This is a genomic window from Microcoleus sp. Pol12B3 (assembly GCF_036701355.1).
GTDB lineage: Bacteria > Cyanobacteriota > Cyanobacteriia > Cyanobacteriales > Microcoleaceae > Microcoleus.
Window position 1 is genome coordinate 1 of the sequence record NZ_JAUBQS010000007.1, and the last position, 18,559, is coordinate 18,559.

The 18,559-nt window shown below is 46.1% G+C and carries 12 protein-coding genes; 8 read left to right on the forward strand and 4 right to left on the reverse strand.

Going from position 1 to position 18,559, the window contains the following annotated elements; all coding sequences use genetic code 11:
• Nucleotides 1-238 precede the first annotated feature (238 nt).
• Nucleotides 239-1,276: a M28 family peptidase gene (locus QUA53_RS05125; protein ID WP_333095561.1), complete on the reverse strand. Its 1,038-nt coding sequence runs from the start codon at nucleotides 1,274-1,276 to the stop codon at nucleotides 239-241.
• Nucleotides 1,277-1,628: 352 nt separating this feature from the next.
• Entirely contained in the window at nucleotides 1,629-2,207 is a 579-nt protein-coding gene (locus QUA53_RS05130; RefSeq protein WP_333095560.1) for a hypothetical protein, read from the reverse strand.
• 790 nt (nucleotides 2,208-2,997) lie between these two features.
• On the opposite strand from QUA53_RS05130, the gene QUA53_RS05135 reads away from it, so the two are divergent.
• Both QUA53_RS05135 and glgP read left to right on the forward strand, forming a co-directional pair.
• Nucleotides 2,998-5,895, forward strand: coding sequence for an EAL domain-containing protein (locus QUA53_RS05135; RefSeq protein WP_333095559.1), 2,898 nt, complete (start codon nucleotides 2,998-3,000; stop codon nucleotides 5,893-5,895).
• Between the two features lie 381 nt (nucleotides 5,896-6,276).
• Nucleotides 6,277-8,835, forward strand: coding sequence for an alpha-glucan family phosphorylase (glgP, locus tag QUA53_RS05140; RefSeq protein ID WP_333095568.1), 2,559 nt, complete (start codon nucleotides 6,277-6,279; stop codon nucleotides 8,833-8,835).
• Nucleotides 8,836-9,523: 688 nt separating this feature from the next.
• On the opposite strand, the gene mnmG is transcribed toward glgP, so the two are convergent.
• Together mnmG and QUA53_RS05150 are read right to left on the reverse strand one after the other, a co-directional pair.
• Complete coding sequence (mnmG, locus tag QUA53_RS05145) at nucleotides 9,524-11,440, reverse strand: tRNA uridine-5-carboxymethylaminomethyl(34) synthesis enzyme MnmG (RefSeq protein ID WP_333095558.1); 1,917 nt, start codon at nucleotides 11,438-11,440, stop codon at nucleotides 9,524-9,526.
• Between the two features lie 83 nt (nucleotides 11,441-11,523).
• Entirely contained in the window at nucleotides 11,524-11,877 is a 354-nt protein-coding gene (locus tag QUA53_RS05150; RefSeq protein ID WP_333095556.1) for a transcriptional regulator, read from the reverse strand.
• A 215-nt stretch (nucleotides 11,878-12,092) separates the two neighbouring features.
• On the opposite strand from QUA53_RS05150, the gene QUA53_RS05155 reads away from it, so the two are divergent.
• The 6 genes from QUA53_RS05155 to QUA53_RS05180 all read left to right on the forward strand — a co-directional run bounded on the left by QUA53_RS05155 (nucleotide 12,093) and on the right by QUA53_RS05180 (nucleotide 18,424).
• Nucleotides 12,093-12,422: a hypothetical protein gene (locus tag QUA53_RS05155; protein ID WP_039887994.1), complete on the forward strand. Its 330-nt coding sequence runs from the start codon at nucleotides 12,093-12,095 to the stop codon at nucleotides 12,420-12,422.
• Between the two features lie 198 nt (nucleotides 12,423-12,620).
• The gene (psbB, locus tag QUA53_RS05160; protein ID WP_333073814.1) at nucleotides 12,621-14,150 is read left to right on the forward strand and encodes a photosystem II chlorophyll-binding protein CP47; all 1,530 of its coding nucleotides are present in this window, start codon (nucleotides 12,621-12,623) and stop codon (nucleotides 14,148-14,150) included.
• 143 nt (nucleotides 14,151-14,293) lie between these two features.
• Nucleotides 14,294-14,389 carry a photosystem II reaction center protein T gene (locus QUA53_RS05165; protein WP_006635641.1) on the forward strand — a complete coding sequence of 32 codons (96 nt, stop codon included), beginning with the start codon at nucleotides 14,294-14,296 and terminating at the stop codon, nucleotides 14,387-14,389.
• A gap of 194 nt (nucleotides 14,390-14,583) precedes the next feature.
• On the forward strand, nucleotides 14,584-15,141 hold the full coding sequence (nrdR, locus tag QUA53_RS05170) for a transcriptional regulator NrdR (RefSeq protein WP_333095567.1): 558 nt from the start codon (nucleotides 14,584-14,586) through the stop codon (nucleotides 15,139-15,141).
• Nucleotides 15,142-15,407: 266 nt separating this feature from the next.
• Nucleotides 15,408-16,484, forward strand: a complete 1,077-nt coding sequence (locus QUA53_RS05175; protein WP_333067149.1) for a 30S ribosomal protein S1 — start codon at nucleotides 15,408-15,410, stop codon at nucleotides 16,482-16,484.
• Nucleotides 16,485-17,014: 530 nt separating this feature from the next.
• On the forward strand, nucleotides 17,015-18,424 hold the full coding sequence (locus tag QUA53_RS05180; RefSeq protein ID WP_333095551.1) for an adenylate/guanylate cyclase domain-containing protein: 1,410 nt from the start codon (nucleotides 17,015-17,017) through the stop codon (nucleotides 18,422-18,424).
• Nucleotides 18,425-18,559: the final 135 nt, after the last annotated feature.

Below are 18,559 nucleotides of genomic sequence, written 5' to 3' on the forward strand. Positions count from 1 at the left end.
CAATTTTCTGCCTTTAGGGAGCCTGTGCCAATCACAGGCTCCCTTTTCTTTCCCTTGTTAGTCTAAACTCCAGTTATTAATTATTAGTTATTAGTTATTAGTTATTTACCTAGTTCCTAAGCAGAGCCTAGGAACCGATTTTCAGAGGATCTGCCTCGCTTGCTTGGCGTGGGAAAATTGGAGGCAGATCCTCCGGATATGCGTTACCAGGCTCTGCCTGGTAACGAGTAGTTACCAATTATCTAATTTCCAATAATTTAGCCGTGGCATTAACAACAATTTGAGCAGAACCGGCGAAAAAAGGTCGATCGATAGTTGCTAATGTATCGCTAGATTGGTGATAGTGGGGCGATCGCAAATTTGCAGTATCCGTCACCAACACAGCACCAATTCCTTTATACCAGAAAGGCGCGTGGTCGCTGCGTAAAACATCGGGAGTCAGCAACCCTTTGAGGGGAACCGGCAGCGCCACCACCGCAGGTAAATCGGCTTTTCCAGAATCTGCAAAACTTTTCAATAGCAGCGGATGTTCCGCATCCCCAATCACAGCGATAAACTCACCTTTGTCGGGAGATTTTACCCCCGATGCTTCTAAAAAAGGTTGCGCTGTTAATCCTTCGGGATATTGCTGGCATCCGGGCGTGCGGCAGGCATAACCTACCATATCCAGGACGATCGCTCCCTGCAAATTTTTTAACCGCGCGTCGCTACCTGTGAATGCTAAACTGCCTAAAAGTCCCATTTCTTCCCGGTCGAAAAATGCTAATTGCAGCGTCCGAGGCGTGGGCCGAGAACCCAGCAATCTTGCTACTTCTAAAACTACAGCGACTCCCGTCGCATTGTCGTCAGCCCCGGGCGAGTTGGGTACAGTATCGTAGTGTGCTGCGACTAAAATTGCACCGGCGTTTGAGTCAGTGCCTTTTCTCTCAGCGAAGACGTTGATTCCGCGATCGAACCGCTGCAAATCTGCGGAAAATCCTAATGTTTGCAATTGCTGGGAAATGTAGTCTCTAGTAAAGGAGCGAGATCGTTCTCCATCGCGTTCTCCTGCTAAAGTCTCGACGTGTTTCCACAGCCTGGACGGGTCAATTTGCGGCTGAAAAAAAGTATTTTTTTCAGCAGGAAGCGGTAACGGAGAAGGGTTTTGGGAAGTGTGGATATTGCGATCGATCCCAACTTCGGGTACAGCCGACAACCGCTGCCACGAGTCAGAATGCCAACCCACAGCCACCACCGCAACTAGAATAAATAGCGCTATCCAAATCAATTGTTTCATCAGTAAGTCTATGTGAGATTTTAGACAGAGCTTACGTACTCCTTGCTCTCATCAACCGGGTGTTTTAGCAGAAGCGACGGCTGCAAAAAAGTCTTTTTGTCAAACCCGGTTGATGGGTCCAGAACTGTTATATTTTAGATTTTAGGTTGACACCAGAGCTACAAATAAACCTGTTTCAAAAAATGAAACTCAAAAATATTAAAATTAGGTGTGCCAGAGGCAGTTTTGTATTTTTAATTTCAACAAACAGGTAAAAGTCTTGGGATGTTGCCGTCGAATCTGTCTTGCTTATTGGAGCGTTCGACGGCGACATTCAAGTCACTAATTTACCTTTAAAAATTACAAGTCAAAACTACTTTTTTTCCCACTCAATCTCCTTATTATCCAAGATTAAGCCACTGCTACTGGGAAAAGCATAAGGAATAGTTTTTGCAGAAAATTCAACTATTTGAGTTGGTTGTTGAAACCACTCGGAATAACTCGGGTTGAGTTGGTCGTACAGTGCTTTCAAAGCTTGAATTTCTGCCTCTAGCTGCGCTGCTGCTTGATTGATTCTACGAGCTTGTGCTTGCAAGCGTTTTTCCCCGGTTTGAACGTGGTTTTCCACTTCTTGCCAGTGCTGTCCGGCAAGCAATTTTTCTAGTTCACCTTGCTTGTAATTGAGTAAACCCTGTTTTTGTTGCAGTTGCTTTTCAATATTTTTAGTCTCTCGGTCAATTTCCTGGATTTGCTGTAACCACTGCTCCCCAAAAGCAGCAGTTTGCTTGTGGAACTCGGCAATGGCTTCAGGAGTATTATTTTTGGGAAAACTGACTGCCACTCGGCACTCTGAGCGCTGTACGGCAAGTTTTTCCCGCGCCTCTTGCAGGGTGGCAACTTCTGCTTGCAGCGCGCGGACTTCTTTTTGGAGTTCTGGGATGGTCTGACTCATGGGTTCAATTAGTGGACCTCTGCATAGATTTTAAGCTAATTGTTTATTTTTCTAACAAGTCCCGGTCGCCTCCTTGCGGGAATTATCTAATTTTAGCGCTCCCATCCGGTGTCTAGGCAGAATGGCGGATAATTTGTGGCACAATGGCTGATGACATATTTTAGATTAAGATTAAAATTGTAATTAGTTATAAAGCTAAATTATTATTTTTGTAATACTTAATTTACAAATCCACATAAATTCCGGGTGGCTGGGTTTTCCTATGGTAGATAAAGTTCTCCTAAAATTTTGGAGATTTCTGATAGCTAAAAAAAATATTTAAAATTAGGAAATAGAGCAAATGAAAATAATTTTTCCATTAATATTGGGATATTTCACGGTTGCTATTTTTGGTGTGGAATGTGGCATAAATCCAAAAATGTTACCGACAAGTCTAGGAGATGGGCATGGCACTCTCGTTGTAGAATGGATTTTGATTAGGTCTCAGAAACATAGCTATTTGCGCTCGGCATCTCCCCCGCTTACTTCTGCAAGCGCCCCATTATTTTTGGATAAATTATCCCCAATTGAGCCAGTACAATTACCGACTTACAATTATATACAATCTCAGGAAAGCCAGATAAAAGAACCTAATTTTAGCTTAAAAATAATGGGTAATTATCTGGTTTTTATTTTTTTATTAATCTCATTATTCATTAGGGGTAAAACAGTAAATATATTATCCAAGACTATGAGGTTAATTAAAACGAAGTCTGAAACAGATAAGGACAAGCTACCAAAAGGAGAAAAAGTGTTGTATCCAAAAAAAGAACTGGATATCTGGCATACTATTGCCCAAATGACCCAAGATTTGCAGCAAACTGCCGAATATGCTCTCGATATTTGCGAGGAAATGAACGTCTCGATAATTGCGACCACCCCGGGCGGCCATATCCTGTCGTTAAACCAAGCTACCTGTCAACTTCTGGGATACTCTAAAAAAGAGTTGTTAGGCAAACCAATAGCTGGACTTTTTAAGAAAACTGAATCACCGCCACCCGAGTTAGAGTTAGCAAGTTTAACAGTCGAAGGTTCTGTCCGCCACGTCGAAAAAGTTTATCTTTCTAAACACCGAAAAAAAATAATTGTACACCTTTCTATTTTAATTATTCGCGACGGTCAAGGCAAGGTCAGCGGCAAGTTATACATAGCACAAGATATTACCGATAGCAAGCGAGCTGAAAGAAATTTGCGGCGCAGTGAAAAAAAGTTTCGCCAACTGATAGAAACTGTTAATGCTGTTGCGTTTATCTATCACCGCAGACAGTTCCGCTATGTCAATGCTCAGACAGAAGCTCTGACAGGATATACTCGCGAAGAATTACTAGCATTGGATTTATACGACATAATTCATCGAGATTTTATAGAAATAGTTAAAAACTGGGGTAAATCCAGCCACGCACGCTCAAATGCAGGGTCAAAATATGAATTAATAATAGTCGCGAAAAGCGGAAAAATGCGCTGGATTGAAGCAACTGTAGATATTATAAAATTTGAAAAAAAAGCTTCCATCTTAATCACAGCATTTGACATCAGCGATCGCAAATTAGCAGAGTTAGAACTAGAAACATCTGTTTCATTGCTTCAAGCAACCATTGAATCTACTGCTGACGGTATTCTGGCGGTTGACAGTGGGGGCACAGTGCTCACCTTTAACCGCAAATTTGCCGAAATGTGGCAGTTGCCGGATCTGCTGGTTGATTCGAGAGATAACCACCAAATTGTGGGGTTTGGAATCAACCAGTTAAAATATCCGGAAATATTTCTCAACCGTGCTAAAGAACTGTCTAATAGCCCCACAGAAGAAAGTTACGATCTCATTGAGTTGACAGATGGCAGAATCTTCGAGCGCTACTCGTTGCCCCAGCGCACCGGAGGCAAAATTACTGGTCGAGTATTCAGTTTTCGGGATGTAACGGAACGTGTGCAATCCGAAGAAAAACTCCGCAAAAGTGAAGAACGTTTTCACCTGCTGACGCGGGCGACAAATGACGCCGTATGGGATTTTGATTTGTTAAAAAATGAGTATTGGTTGAGCGAAGAATTTGAAAAAGTTTTTGGATATAAACTCAACGAAACTCAGACGATAGAATTAGAATCTTGGTGGTTAAATATTCACCCCGAAGAACGGGAAAGAGTGATGTTAAGCTTCAACAAAACAATGAACTCAGACGCTCAATGTTGGTCGGAAGAATACAGCTTTCACCGTGCAGATGGGGGATATGTTTTTGTGCTCGATCGTGGCTATATCATCCGTAATGAAAGTGGCAAAGCAGTAAGGGCGATCGGTACTATGATGGACATTACTCAGCGCAAGCAAGCTGAAGAAATTATTCGCTATCAAGCTGTTTATGACCAACTCACCGGTTTACCGAACCGGATACTGTTTAACGAGCGGCTGCTGGCCTCATTAAGAGAAGCTAAAAAAACAAAAAAAATGCTAGCTGTGATGTTTTTAGACTTAGACAGGTTCAAAAAGATTAATGATACACTAGGTCACGCTGCGGGCGATCGCCTTTTAGAAGGTTTTGCCGGACGCATCAGCGACACTTTGCGATCGACTGACACGGTTGCCCGCTGGGGAGGCGACGAATTTACCATACTACTTCCCGATATCAATTGCTTAGAAGATGCAGTTAAAACAGCTCAAAGAATACTCAACAATTTAAAGCCAGCATTTAAACTAGAAGGACAACCGTTTCACGTCAGCAGCAGCATCGGCATTGCTCTTTATCCAGATGATGGTGAAGATGCCGAAACTTTAGTCAAAAATGCCGATGCTGCCTTGTACCACGCTAAAGAAATGGGAAGAAATAACTATCAGTTGTATACTTCAACAATTAATCCCCAAGGCAGCCAGTTACTAACTATAGAACACAGGCTGCACGAGGCTTTAGAACAGGGAGAATTTGAGGTTTTCTACCAGCCAAAAGTCAACATCACTACTTGGGAAATTCAGGGCATGGAAGCCCTGCTGCGCTGGCAACATCCACAATTAGGTTTAGTTACTCCCGCTACATTTATTCCGATCGCCGAAGATAACGGATTAATTGTAGCTATTGGGGAATGGGTGCTGCAAACAGCCTGCACTCAAAATAAAGCTTGGCAGGATGCTTTGCAGCCAGATTTGCGGGTAGCAGTCAACGTTTCGGCTCGGCAGTTCCAGCAATTTAATTTATTAGAAATGGTAGCGAATAGCTTGGAAAAAAGCGGTTTAGCACCCAAGTATTTAGAGTTAGAAATTACCGAGACTACAGCCATGCAAGATGTGGATTATACCACAAAAGTTCTCAGGGAGTTGCAGAATATGGGAGTGCAAATTGCGTTGGACGATTTCGGCACGGGTTATTGTTCTCTAAATTATCTCAAAAAGTTTCCCTTGAATATCTTAAAAATAGATAAATCCTTTGTCAGCGGATTGACGACCGATCCCTGCGAACTGGCGATCGCCAAGGCTGTAGCGACGCTGGGGCGAGATTTGAACTTGAGCGTGGTAGCCGAAGGGGTAGAAACTAAAGAGCAGTTGGAGTGTTTGCGCGAACTCCACTGTCAAGAAATTCAGGGTTATTATTTCAGCCCTGCCCTCTCGGTTGGTGAGGCTAGCAAACTTTTGGTAAATTCTATGTTGAGGAAAGTGCAAATTGCTTAATGAGTCATTAGTTATTAGTTATGGTTCTTGACCGCGAATCTTAGTCTCCCGACTTATTTTCCTCCGCTGCACCCCCAACATCATCACTGCTAGAGCGCTGCAGCGAGCCTAAGTTGTCCGGCAATTCGTTAAGATGCTTGCCCAAAAAGTGACACAGCGCTCTTAACTTGAGGGATTTTCAACTCCGAGGCATCAAGTCCTCGTTCCCGCCACCGCAGTTAAAAGCTTAGCTTGGTTAGGGACACGGCACGGCGCCGTGTGCTTAATGATGGTCGATCACGATCGCCCGCCCTTGTTAAAACTTAAAATAGTGTGCAGAATAACGGACTTGTACCTAAAGACAGAGGAAAATATCGCTACCCCAACATAAAGGCTTTGTCTATGCAGCCAATTCGCACATTTAACGTTTCCCCTTCGCTACCGACAATTCTCGAACCCCTGCGCAAGCTTGCCTACAACTTGCACTGGGATTGGAATGTGGATACTAAAGACCTGTTCCGCCGCCTCGATCGAGACCTGTGGGACTCCAGCAACCAAAACCCGGTGCTGATGCTCGGAACCATATCTCAAGAGCGACTGCAAGAAATGGCAGAAGACGAAGGCTTCATTGCCCAAATGAACCGAGCAGCCCAGCAGTTAGACGATTATCTCAAAAATCGCGCCTGGTACCGCAAACAGCGCGGCACCGAGCAGCAAGAATGCTACGCTTACTTTTCGATGGAATTCGGCTTAGTTAAAGCCCTACCGATCTATTCGGGCGGTTTGGGCGTACTCGCAGGCGACCACCTCAAATCAGCTAGCGATTTGGGCTTGCCCTTAGTCGGTGTCGGCTTGCTATACCAAGAAGGTTATTTTTCGCAGTATCTCAACGCCGACGGCTGGCAGCAAGAACGCTATCCGCTCAACGATTTCTACAATATGCCGCTGCACCCAGAACGCAATCCCGACGGTTCGGAATTGCGGATTGAGGTGGACTATCCCGGCCGCAAGGTGTATGCCCGGATTTGGCGGGTACAAGTGGGAACGGTTCCTTTGTACCTAATGGATACAAATATTGAACCTAACAGCCGCTACGACCAAGATATTACCGACCAACTGTACGGCGGTGATAAAACTCTGCGGATGCACCAAGAAATCATGCTGGGCATCGGCGGCGTGAAAATGCTCAAGGCATTGGGGCTGACAGTTACGGCTTATCACATGAATGAAGGCCACGCGGCTTTCATGGCTTTGGAACGCATTCGGATGCTGATGGAGGAATATCACCTGAGTTTCGTGGAAGCGGAACAGGTGGTGGTTTCGAGCAGTATGTTTACGACTCACACGCCGGTGCCTGCAGGGTTTGACTTGTTCGAGCCGGATATGGTGATGCACTATCTAGGTCAGTATCCCAAGATGTTTGGCTTGTCGCAAGATGAGTTTTTAGGATTGGGGCGGGAGAATACTGGCGATTTGTCCGCACCTCTGAATATGGCAATTTTGGCAATTAAAATGTCGAGTTTTGTCAACGGGGTGGCGGCTTTGCACGGCGTGGTGTCGCGCCCGATGTTTCAGGGTTTGTGGCCGGGTTTGCCGCAGGAAGAAGTACCGATTACTTCGATTACCAACGGGGTGCACGCTCGCAGTTGTGTGGCGAAGTCTACTCAGGAGTTGTACGATCGATACCTCGGCCCGGATTGGGAAATGACTCGCAAGGACGATCGACTCTGGGACAGAATGTCGTCGATTCCTGATGAGGAACTATGGCGCAATCACGAACGCTGTCGATCGGAGTTGGTGGTGTTCGCGCGGGAGTGGCTGGAAAAGACTTTGCGCGAGCGCGGTGCGGCCCAAACGGAAATCGAACACGCGCGGGAGGCACTCAATCCGAAGGTGCTGACGATCGGGTTTGCGCGCCGCTTCGCTACTTACAAGCGGGCGACGCTATTTTTGCGCGATGTCGATCGAATTATGCGGATCATGCGGGATCAAAATCGCCCCGTGCAGTTTGTGATTGCTGGGAAGGCTCACCCGATGGATATTCCGGGTAAGGAATTGATTCGAGATATCGTTCACTTCATCCGCGAGCACGAGACGATGAGCTCGATGGTGTTTTTACCGAACTACGACATTAACGTCGCTCGGATGATGGTGTCTGGCTGCGATGTGTGGCTGAATACGCCGCGCCGCCCGCGTGAGGCTTCGGGTACTTCCGGGATGAAAGCTTCGATGAATGGTTTGCCGAATCTGAGCATTCTTGACGGATGGTGGGATGAGGCTGATTATGTTCGTACCGGTTGGCCGATCGGACATGGGGAATTTTACGAAGATACTAAGTATCAGGATGAAGTCGAGGCGAATGCTTTGTACGACTTGATGGAAAAGGAAGTTGTACCCCTATTTTACAACCGGGATGCTGATGGAATTCCCCGCGGTTGGACGGCGAAAATGAAGGATTCTATTCGCTTGAACTGTCCTTTCTTCAATACTGCTCGGATGGTGAAGGATTACGCGCGGCGGGCTTATTTCCCGGTGAGCGATCGATTCTTCACGATGACTTCGGATAATTGCGCTCCCGCCAAGGAATTGTCTCACTGGAAGAAGCACGTTCTCGCGAAGTGGAAGGATATTAAGATTGAGGCTGTTGATATTTCCCAGGATAAAGAAGTTAAGGTCAATGAGTCGATCTCTGTTAAATCTCGGATTAATCTGATGGGATTGACGCCTGCGGACGTGCAAGTCGAACTTTATCAAGGTTCGGTTGATGCTAACGGAGATATTGTCGGCGGCGTGCCGGTGGTGATGGAGTATTTGGGAGAAGATGCTAACAATGCTAGCCTTTATACGGCTGACATTACTTATACTTCTAGTGGTTTGCAAGGTTTGTCGTTGCGGGTTTTGCCGAAGCACGATAATCTCAGCAGTCCTTATGAAGCTGGCGTGATTCTCTGGGCACATTAAAGGAAGGAAGAAGGAAGAAGGAAGAGGGAACAAGGGCATGACACGGATTCGGACACGGATACAGGGATGAATTTAACTTTGTTTCCCAATTCTCCCCCTCTCCCCCTCTCCCTCTCGCTGTCTCCCCCTCTCTCTCGAACTCTTTATGGAAGTTGGGGAATGATTATGTAGCCGGCTGTGAAATGATCGCCCAATACCAAATTCCGCTCTATTCCCTAATACCACCAGTGAGCGCGTATATAAGCATACAGCAAGGCATCTAGCTGCTCTTCTAAGGCTTTGAGGGTGGCAACACTGGTGGGGATTGCGGGGACGTTTGAACCACAGATGAATGCTAATTCTTATGCGGAATATTTGCGAAATTCAGGCTTGGTTCGAGGATTTATAAATATCTACAATATACTGGCATAATTGCATCACTTAGAGTTGACATTCTGCCAGTTTTCCTTTTTTATGGCATTGCTGAATACAGGTATAAATGCAAGATTTAGGAATTTTTATAAGCCCAGTATGGTGACTTTTGTAACTTCCGATAAAAGTTGATTTATACCGTGAATCAGCAAAGCTTAGAATCTATATCCCTTAATATGAAATCCGCAGAAGAAAATAGTGGTTCCACAATAGTCACACTTTTTCATACTGCGATTTCCTAAAATTGAAGGAAGCCTTGAGGCACCTCTAGTTTAGGTTATTTACCTACACCCGCTGGCTGCTGACGGTTTCGCACTTCCAGGAAAATCAACAAAGCATTAACATCAGCCGGATTTACGCCACCAATTCTGGCAGCTTGGCCAATCGTCAGCGGTTTCACCTTAGCCAACTTTTCCCGCGATTCTTTGGAGAGAGTTGTAATTGCCATGTAATCCAAATCTGCAGGCAATTGTCGGCGTTCATGTTTGGCAATGTCATCGATTTGATTTTGCTGTCTTTGCAGGTAGCCAGAATATTTGATGTCAATTTCTGCACCATCTTTCTCAGCCAACTTCAGACTAGAATTGCCTAAATTGTAGCGTTCCAAATCCACATAATGAAAACCAGGACGACGCAACAAATCAGCCAGAGTAATTGAACCTTTAATCGCTTGTTGAGTGTCAGCAAAAATTGCCTTGCCTACTTCCTCGTGCTCTTTCACCCGCGTCGAGTACAAGCGTTCCTTCTCTGCCACAATATTAGCTTGTTTGCGATCGAACAACTCCCAGCGCCGATCGTCAATCAAACCAATTTCCCGTCCCAGTGGCGTCAAGCGTTGGTCAGCATTGTCCGATCGCAATAATAGCCGATATTCCGATCGCGAAGTCAACATCCGGTAAGGTTCCCGCAAATCCTTCGTACACAAATCATCGATCAAAGTCCCGATATAACTTTGCTCGCGAGGAAACACAATCATCTCCTGATTTTTCGCAAACCGGGCTGCATTAATACCCGCCACAATCCCCTGTGCCGCCGCCTCCTCATATCCGGTTGTACCGTTCACCTGACCCGCGCAAAACAGCCCTTCGATCTTCTTAGTCATCAGCGTTGGAAAGCACTGAGTTGCCGGCAAATAATCATACTCCACAGCATAAGCAGGGCGCATCATCTCGCACTTTTCCAAACCCGGAAGAGTCCGCAGCATTTGCAATTGCAAATTTTCCGGTAAACCAGTAGAAAATCCTTGGATATAAAGTTCAGGAATATCTCTACCTTCCGGTTCAATAAAAATCTGGTGACTTTCCTTATCCGCAAACCGCACAATCTTATCTTCAATACTCGGACAGTAGCGCGGCCCCTTCGCATCAACCCAGCCGCCGTAGACTGGAGAAAGGTGCAAATTGTCTCTAATTAACTGATGAGTAGCTGGCGTAGTTCGAGTTAAATAACAAGGCATTTGTTCCCGTTCGATCCAAACTTCTGGATCGAAACTAAACCAGCGAACCTCTGCATCTCCCGGCTGCGGTTCCAGGTTGGTATAATCGAGAGTACGCTTGTCAACTCTTGCCGGAGTTCCTGTTTTTAACCTGCCAGTTTCAAAGCCCAAACGATTGAGAGTTTCCGTCAAGCCAACAGCGGCAAATTCTCCCGCACGTCCGGCGGGCATCGACTTATTGCCCACCCAAATTGTGCCACCTAAAAAAGTGCCTGTGGTCAGAATTACTGCTTTGCATTCAAAGGCGACGCCGAAGTATGTTTCTACTCCGATAACTTCTTCGTTTTTGCCCAAAACTAAGTCTGTTACCATCGCTTCGCGGATGGTCAAATTCGGTTGATTTTCGACAATATTATTCATCACAGCGGCGTATTCCCGCTTGTCGGTTTGTGCTCGCAGGGCCCACACTGCGGGGCCTCTAGAAGCGTTGAGGACGCGCTTTTGTAAGTAGGTGCGATCGGCCATTTTGCCAATTTCCCCGCCTAACGCATCAACTTCGTTAGTAAGTTGGGTTTTAGCCGGGCCTCCGACAGCCGGATTGCAAGGTTGCCACGCAATTTTGTCGAGGTTGAGGGTGAGGAGAAGGGTGCGACAGCCGAGGCGAGAAGTGGCGAGGGCGGCTTCGCAGCCGGAGTGTCCGCCACCTACTACGATGATGTCGAAACTGTCTTGGAATTCTACTGGTGTTTGTGCGGTCATTCGATTTTAGATTTTAGATTTTAGATTTTAGATTTTAGATTGAATAAGAGACATCTGGCCAAATTAGGTTTTAGTTTCCTTAATTAAAACTCTTCCTCTCCATTAGTGTAGCTGTTTTCTTCAAACATCGATGTTAATCCAGTAATTTTTACGGGTGGCCGATCTTTGAATTCTACGACAAATGACAACTCCCCACCCATTGCCGCGATATAACTTTGCAAAGTAGATACCAACAAATCCGCACGGCGTTCGAGTCGCGAGACATTTTCTTGACGCATATTTAATAATTCTGCCATGCGAATCTGAGTAAATTTCCTTGCTTTTCGTAAGTCTTGCAATGTCATTTCTTCAGCCATTAATTCAACCGATCGCTTTTCGACTATTGCTCGTTGTTCGGGAGGCAAATTCTCCATAATAGTCTTCAGGCTAATTGTCATCTGTTTCTAGCTCCATTAATTTATTCAAATAACCGGTAAATCTACTATCTGCTATCTTAATTTGAGTAAATTATGCCTTACATAGCATATTATAGGCAATAGTCGATCGAATAACAATATTTATATGCACCCTTCGCGTCTTCGCAGTTCAATAATTCCGTACTATTGCTGTTTTGCGCTATGTTAGACAAAAAAATCTCAACAAGCGTACACAAGTGAAATACTTCTTCTTATCCGACGGCTGGAAAGTTGGGCGCGTCTGGGGGGTAGGTGGCGAGTGGAGTCACGCCGCCTGGAGGCGGGCACCGGACATCCAACAGCTCAACCTCTGCCTTTCCGATCGCAACGAAAAAATGTGGCTCTACCGCGTAGAAGACGCCGTACTAATGGTAGAAGTCCAACCAGCAGTCCGTCCAGATCCCGCCGATCCTGCCAAAAATATCGGCAACGTCACCCTCACCAGACTGATCGATGCCGAACAAGTCCTCGAACGCCTCGGGACGATCGCCGCCCGCTGCGAAATGGGCAACCCGCAACTAATGTAATGCTCAACATATTGCAATCGGTTCTAACACTCGATACACTTCTTTAAATAACTTTCATTTTTATGCCTCCACCTTTGAAGGTAGATGGCAGTCGGCAAAAGGCAGAGTTTAAACCCTGCAGGTAACTGCTGGGGATTCAGAATCTGATTTTTCCGTAAAAATAGACATCATCACTTACACCTTGGAGAACCGCAGTCAATGGGACTACCCTGGTATCGCGTACACACAGTCGTCTTAAATGACCCAGGCCGATTGATTTCTGTACACTTAATGCACACTGCCCTCGTGGCAGGTTGGGCCGGCTCAATGGCCCTTTATGAACTAGCAGTTTTTGATCCCACAGACCCAGTTCTGAATCCAATGTGGCGTCAAGGGATGTTCGTGTTGCCCTTCATGACTCGCTTGGGAGTTACGGGCTCTTGGGGCGGTTGGAGCATCACCGGCGAAGGTAACGTCGATCCGGGCTTCTGGTCCTTTGAAGGCGTCGCCGTCGCTCACATCGTCCTCTCGGGCCTGCTGTTCTTAGCAGCAGTTTGGCACTGGGTATTTTGGGACTTAGAACTTTTCAGAGACCCTCGCACCGGTGAACCAGCCCTCGACTTGCCAAAAATGTTTGGCATTCACCTGTTCCTCTCCGGCTTGCTTTGCTTCGGCTTCGGCGCATTTCACCTTTCGGGACTTTTTGGGCCGGGAATGTGGGTGTCCGACCCCTACGGCCTGACCGGTCACGTCCAGCCAGTGGCGCCTTCTTGGGGTCCTGAAGGCTTCGATCCGTTCAATCCGGGCGGCATCGTAGCTCACCACATTGCAGCGGGCGTAGTCGGCGTAATTGCCGGTTTGTTCCACTTGACAGTGCGGCCGCCGGAACGTCTTTACAAAGCCCTGCGGATGGGGAATATCGAAACTGTACTTTCTAGCAGTATCGCTGCCGTATTCTTCGCAGCCTTTGTGGTTGCAGGTACGATGTGGTACGGTTCTGCTGCTACTCCGATCGAACTTTTTGGCCCGACTCGCTATCAGTGGGACAGCGGCTATTTCCAACAAGAAATCGATCGCAGAGCTCAAGCTAGCTTGGCCGGTGGCGCTAGCTTCCAAGAAGCTTACGAACAAATTCCCGAAAAATTGGCTTTCTACGACTACGTGGGCAACTCTCCTGCTAAAGGCGGTTTGTTCCGGGCCGGCGCGATGGTCAATGGCGACGGTATTGCTAAATCTTGGCTGGGCCATCCAGTATTTACTGACAGCGAAGGTCGGGTATTGTCGGTTCGCCGCCTTCCCAACTTCTTTGAAACTTTCCCAGTGATTTTGACGGACAAAGATGGGGTCGTTCGCGCTGATATCCCCTTCCGCCGTGCTGAATCAAAATACAGCTTTGAACAAAGCGGAGTTACCGTCAGCTTCTACGGCGGCGAACTTAACGGTCAAACCTTTAATAATCCTCTAGATGTTAAGCAGTTTGCTCGCGCTGCTCAAAAAGGTGAAGTGTTTGAATTCGATCGCGAAACCTTGAATTCTGACGGCGTTTTCCGCACTTCGACTCGCGGTTGGTTCACCTTCGGACACGTTTGCTTTGCTTTGCTGTTCTTCTTCGGCCATATCTGGCACGGTTCTCGGACAATCTTCCGCGACGTGTTTGCTGGGGTTGAGGCTGACATGGAAGAACAAGTCGAGTGGGGCTTGTTCCAAAAACTGGGCGACGTAACCACCAGAAGAGAAGAACCTCTCTAAATTTCGCTAGCCTCTGGCTAGGGGGGAAACTTCCCCGCTACACAAAAACCCGGTTTCTTGAAGAAACCGGGTTTTTTTAGTTAATAATAAAACCAGCAATTAAGATAAAATAATACGGCAAGGGAAGATAGGGAAAATTTAACATGGAAAGCGTTGCTTACATTTTGATTCTGGCTTTAGCCATAGGCGTACTATTTTTTGCGATCGCCTTTCGGGAACCTCCCCGAATTGGCAAATAATTAGCTATACGCCTCCAGCAAGTCCAAAATATCTTGAACCGGACTGCGGTTAGCCCGCATCATAGTGATCTAATTTGGTGCGGGACTATTTCACCGCTGTGTGCTAAGTGATTTTTCTAGTCCAGCCATTCATCAGACCCCAGGCGGTTAGATGAATGGCAATTTGCTGGCAATGCCTGTTAAAATCAGCAATCATGCGCTGTTCCTCCTGCCAACACACAAATAGCCGGGTTTTAGAATCGCGTTCAGCCGAATCAGGTCAAAGCATCCGTCGGCGGCGTGAGTGTTTGAGCTGCCAGCACCGCTTCACAACATACGAACGCATAGAATTTGTACCGATTACGGTGATCAAGCGCGACGGCAAGCGCGAATCTTTTGACAGGTCAAAATTAGTCAGGGGATTGATTCGGGCCTGCGAAAAAACAGGTTTGTCTTCCGGGCATCTCGAAACCCTAGCCGAAGAAATCGAGGCCCAACTCCAAGGTCGATCGCTCCGAGAAATCGCCAGTTCAGAAATAGGGGAACTTGTGTTGTTGCACCTGCGACCGCTTAGCGAAGTCGCTTATGTCCGTTTTGCCTCCGTATATCGGCAATTTCGAGGCATCCGAGATTTTGTAGATACCCTAAATCACCTTCAGAATCCCCTCAACGAAGCTGAAGATGCAGCAACTGGGACAAATTTTGACGCAGATTTGCCGGATTTGGAAGCAGTCGATCGAGAAAGCCCAGCATCCTGCGCTAGTCCCAGCTAAGCTCGCTTAAATTAATTTTAAACCCGTATGCGTGTAAGTTATAATAGTCTACTTGACTCGGAATGTTAAGATTCAACGTTTTAACACAGAGTATGGAGTAACAGTAATGGCAAGCGCTGGTGTGCAGTTGCACCCGGCAAAAGTTAGCAAAAACTGACTTTAGTAAAAGATTTTGAAAAAAGTTAACCGCTTTTTCACCAAAATCTCTAATATCTGCCGGCACAAACGAAAAACATGAAGGAGAGAAATCCTAGGAAACTATTCGCATGGTCAATCTCAAAACCACAGTCAAAGACATCGGCTTTACTCACGAAGATTTTGCAGCCCTACTTGATAAATATGACTATCACTTTAGCCCGGGCGATGTAGTAGCGGGTACAGTTTTTAGTATAGAACCCAGGGGCGCTCTGATTGATATCGGTGCTAAAACAGCAGCGTACATTCCCATTCAGGAAATGTCGATCAATCGAGTCGAAAGCCCAGAAGAGGTATTGCAATCAAACGAAACCAGAGAATTTTTCATTCTAACCGATGAAAATGAAGACGGACAATTAACCCTGTCCATTCGGCGCATCGAGTATATGCGGGCGTGGGAAAGAGTGCGACAACTGCAAGCAGAAGATGCCACAGTACGATCGCAAGTATTTGCCACCAACCGCGGCGGCGCACTCGTGAGAATAGAAGGCTTGCGAGGCTTTATTCCCGGTTCTCATATAAGTACCCGCAAACCGAAGGAAGAATTAGTCGCCGAAGAATTACCATTAAAATTCTTAGAGGTAGACGAAGACCGCAACCGCCTAGTGTTGAGTCATCGTCGCGCCTTAGTTGAGCGCAAGATGAACCGCCTCGAAGTCGGGGAAGTCGTCATCGGTACAGTACGCGGTATCAAGCCTTACGGTGCCTTTATCGACATCGGCGGCGTCAGCGGCTTGCTGCACATCTCGGAAATTTCACACGATCACATCGATACGCCTCATAGCGTCTTCAATGTTAACGACGAAGTGAAAGTGATGATCATTGACTTGGATGCCGAGAGGGGCCGGATTTCTCTCTCCACCAAGCAGTTGGAACCGGAACCGGGCGCGATGGTCAAAAATCGCGAATTGGTATACGAAAAAGCTGAGGAAATGGCAGCTAAGTTCCGGGAGAAAATGCTGGCTCAAAAGCAAGCTAAAGCAGGCATAGACATTCCTGTAGACTCCATTGATGCTGATGATATCTCCGACGAACTCGAAGACGTACCGTCAGCAATGGAAGAGGATCTGCCGGAAGCAGCACCCGAAGCAGCACCCGAAGCAGTATTAGATGTAGAGGAAGAAATCCCTCCTGCGACTGAAGAATAACCTCACAGTTAGTGTAATTAAAAGAGGGAATTTTCCCTCTTTTTTTTTTAGTTATATAGATCTGTGACTGTTGACTGTTGACTGTTGACTGTGAGGCAAAAAAATGAAAATTGCGCGAATTATTTGTTGGCATCGGGATTCGACACGCCAGACTGCGGAAGCGCGGATTTGATATCATTCCGGCGCAGCGCGAATCGATATTAGTCATTAGTCGCTGCCGGGTGGTTGACAATTCCCAATTCTGCATTTTCCATTCCCAATTGCCAATTCCCCATTCTTAATTACCGAGATTTAACTTATTTCTGTAGACCAATGCAGCGATCGCACTTTGAATTATTACAAGTTGCAGATCGCTCTGCCTAAATAGGCATAGCCTTTATGCTGCTAATTTGTTAAGATTTACAAACATCAGGGACATCCGCACAAGTGCAAACTCATCAGAATTCTCAGGCAAGAACAAACCCGACGAGCAAATCACACATCATAATCCTTATAAATTTCTTGCCCTAACGCTCAGAGGCAAGCCGATAATGAACATCGAACTATTAAAAGAAAAATTAGAACAGCTTAAAAAACGTCCTAATTCTAGCAAAGGAACGATCGACCAAATCGAAAAATGGTTAATCGGTTCCCACATTTTGCAGAGATTGCGGATTAACCCTTACTACGTCGCAGGGGATACAGTCAAGAATATTAAAAGAATTACTTCGGAATTTCTGCACGGAGTGAAAGCTGGTGCCTTCGACTTGCACTGGGATATTCACTGCCCCCACTGCAACATGATTACAGAAGAATTTAAGGATTTGGCAGACACATCAGAAATGTCTTTTTGCCCGATGTGCGAGCGCGAGTTTAAAATTGATTTGCTCGATCGCGTCGAAGTTACTTTTTCCCTGAACAAAGAAATCGAAGACCCGCAACTGCGGCCCGTCTGCGCTCCCCCTCCCGTACTCCTGAGCAAACTGCAACTGGTAACGCCTTTATACTGCACCGAATCCGAGACTGTCACCTTAGAAGAAGGTCGATACCGCTACTGCTGTCCCTTGACTTTAGCTAAAGGGATTTTAAAGGTTGAAGGCGAAAAAACAGAAGAGATACAAGAAATTAAACTCCAGCAGTTGGCCGGCCCAGATTTCGATAAAAAAGACCTGGCCGTGCGTCCGGGAAAACTCAAGATAGAATTAACTAATAGCGAACACAATTTGTCGGGGCTAATTTTGCATTCAGATGAATTGCCCGATGAATTGACATTAGAACAACTGCCCCTGCGGCTGTCAGGAATGCAACTGCTTCATCACCCGGATTATAAGCGTTTGTTCGGCGATCGAGTAATCTCGGAAAGAGAGCGAGTCAAGATTCGGGCGATTACTATTATGTTTACTGATATTACCGGTTCTACCAGAATGTACGAAACACTGGGAGATACCAAAGCTTACAATATTGTGCGCGATCATTTTGAAATTTTCTTTGAGTCGATCGAGAAATTTAACGGTAAAGTCATTAAAACCATCGGCGATGCCGTCATGGCTTCCTTTATCAGCAACGAACAAGCAATTATGGCTGCCGCTGGTGCTGTAGCGTGTTTGAGAGAGTATAACTCCACTCGCCAAGCACAAGAGTGGATTCAAGTCAGGATTGGCATTCACCGAGGTACGGCTTTGCTGGTAAATCTTAATAATTCGATCGACTATTTTGGCTCGACAGTCAACAAAGCCGCCCGCATTCAAAATCTTTCTAAAAGTGACGAAGTTTCGTTTTCCGAAGATGTTTACAGCGACGAAGCATTTTTAACAGCATTAAAAGCTGCTGGAGTCTCCGAAATTCAAAAAAGAGTAGAAGATTTAAAAGGAATACAAGGCGCACAAATCGCTTATACTGCTAGAATTAATACCGAATCAGTAATCGCACTTTCTTCTACACTGGTTGCTGACAGAAGCTAAGTAGGCAAGCAAATATACTACTTGGTTATTGCCAGCCTGTTGTTGCGATCGCTCCAACAGCATATAGAAGTGTTCGATAGCGCTCAGCTCATGGCTCCCACAGTGTAGCTCATCCTTAATGGAGCTTCATAATGC

Bases quoted from the DNA above. Each gene is read 5' to 3' on its own strand.
- QUA53_RS05125 (WP_333095561.1), bottom strand. From the start codon at position 1,276: ATGAAACAATTGATTTGGATAGCGCTATTTATTCTAGTTGCGGTGGTG.
- QUA53_RS05130 (WP_333095560.1), bottom strand. From the start codon at position 2,207: ATGAGTCAGACCATCCCAGAACTCCAAAAAGAAGTCCGCGCGCTGCAA.
- glgP (WP_333095568.1), top strand. From the start codon at position 6,277: ATGCAGCCAATTCGCACATTTAACGTTTCCCCTTCGCTACCGACAATT.
- mnmG (WP_333095558.1), bottom strand. From the start codon at position 11,440: ATGACCGCACAAACACCAGTAGAATTCCAAGACAGTTTCGACATCATC.
- QUA53_RS05150 (WP_333095556.1), bottom strand. From the start codon at position 11,877: ATGACAATTAGCCTGAAGACTATTATGGAGAATTTGCCTCCCGAACAA.
- psbB (WP_333073814.1), top strand. From the start codon at position 12,621: ATGGGACTACCCTGGTATCGCGTACACACAGTCGTCTTAAATGACCCA.
- QUA53_RS05165 (WP_006635641.1), top strand. From the start codon at position 14,294: ATGGAAAGCGTTGCTTACATTTTGATTCTGGCTTTAGCCATAGGCGTA.
- nrdR (WP_333095567.1), top strand. From the start codon at position 14,584: ATGCGCTGTTCCTCCTGCCAACACACAAATAGCCGGGTTTTAGAATCG.
- QUA53_RS05175 (WP_333067149.1), top strand. From the start codon at position 15,408: ATGGTCAATCTCAAAACCACAGTCAAAGACATCGGCTTTACTCACGAA.
- QUA53_RS05180 (WP_333095551.1), top strand. From the start codon at position 17,015: ATGAACATCGAACTATTAAAAGAAAAATTAGAACAGCTTAAAAAACGT.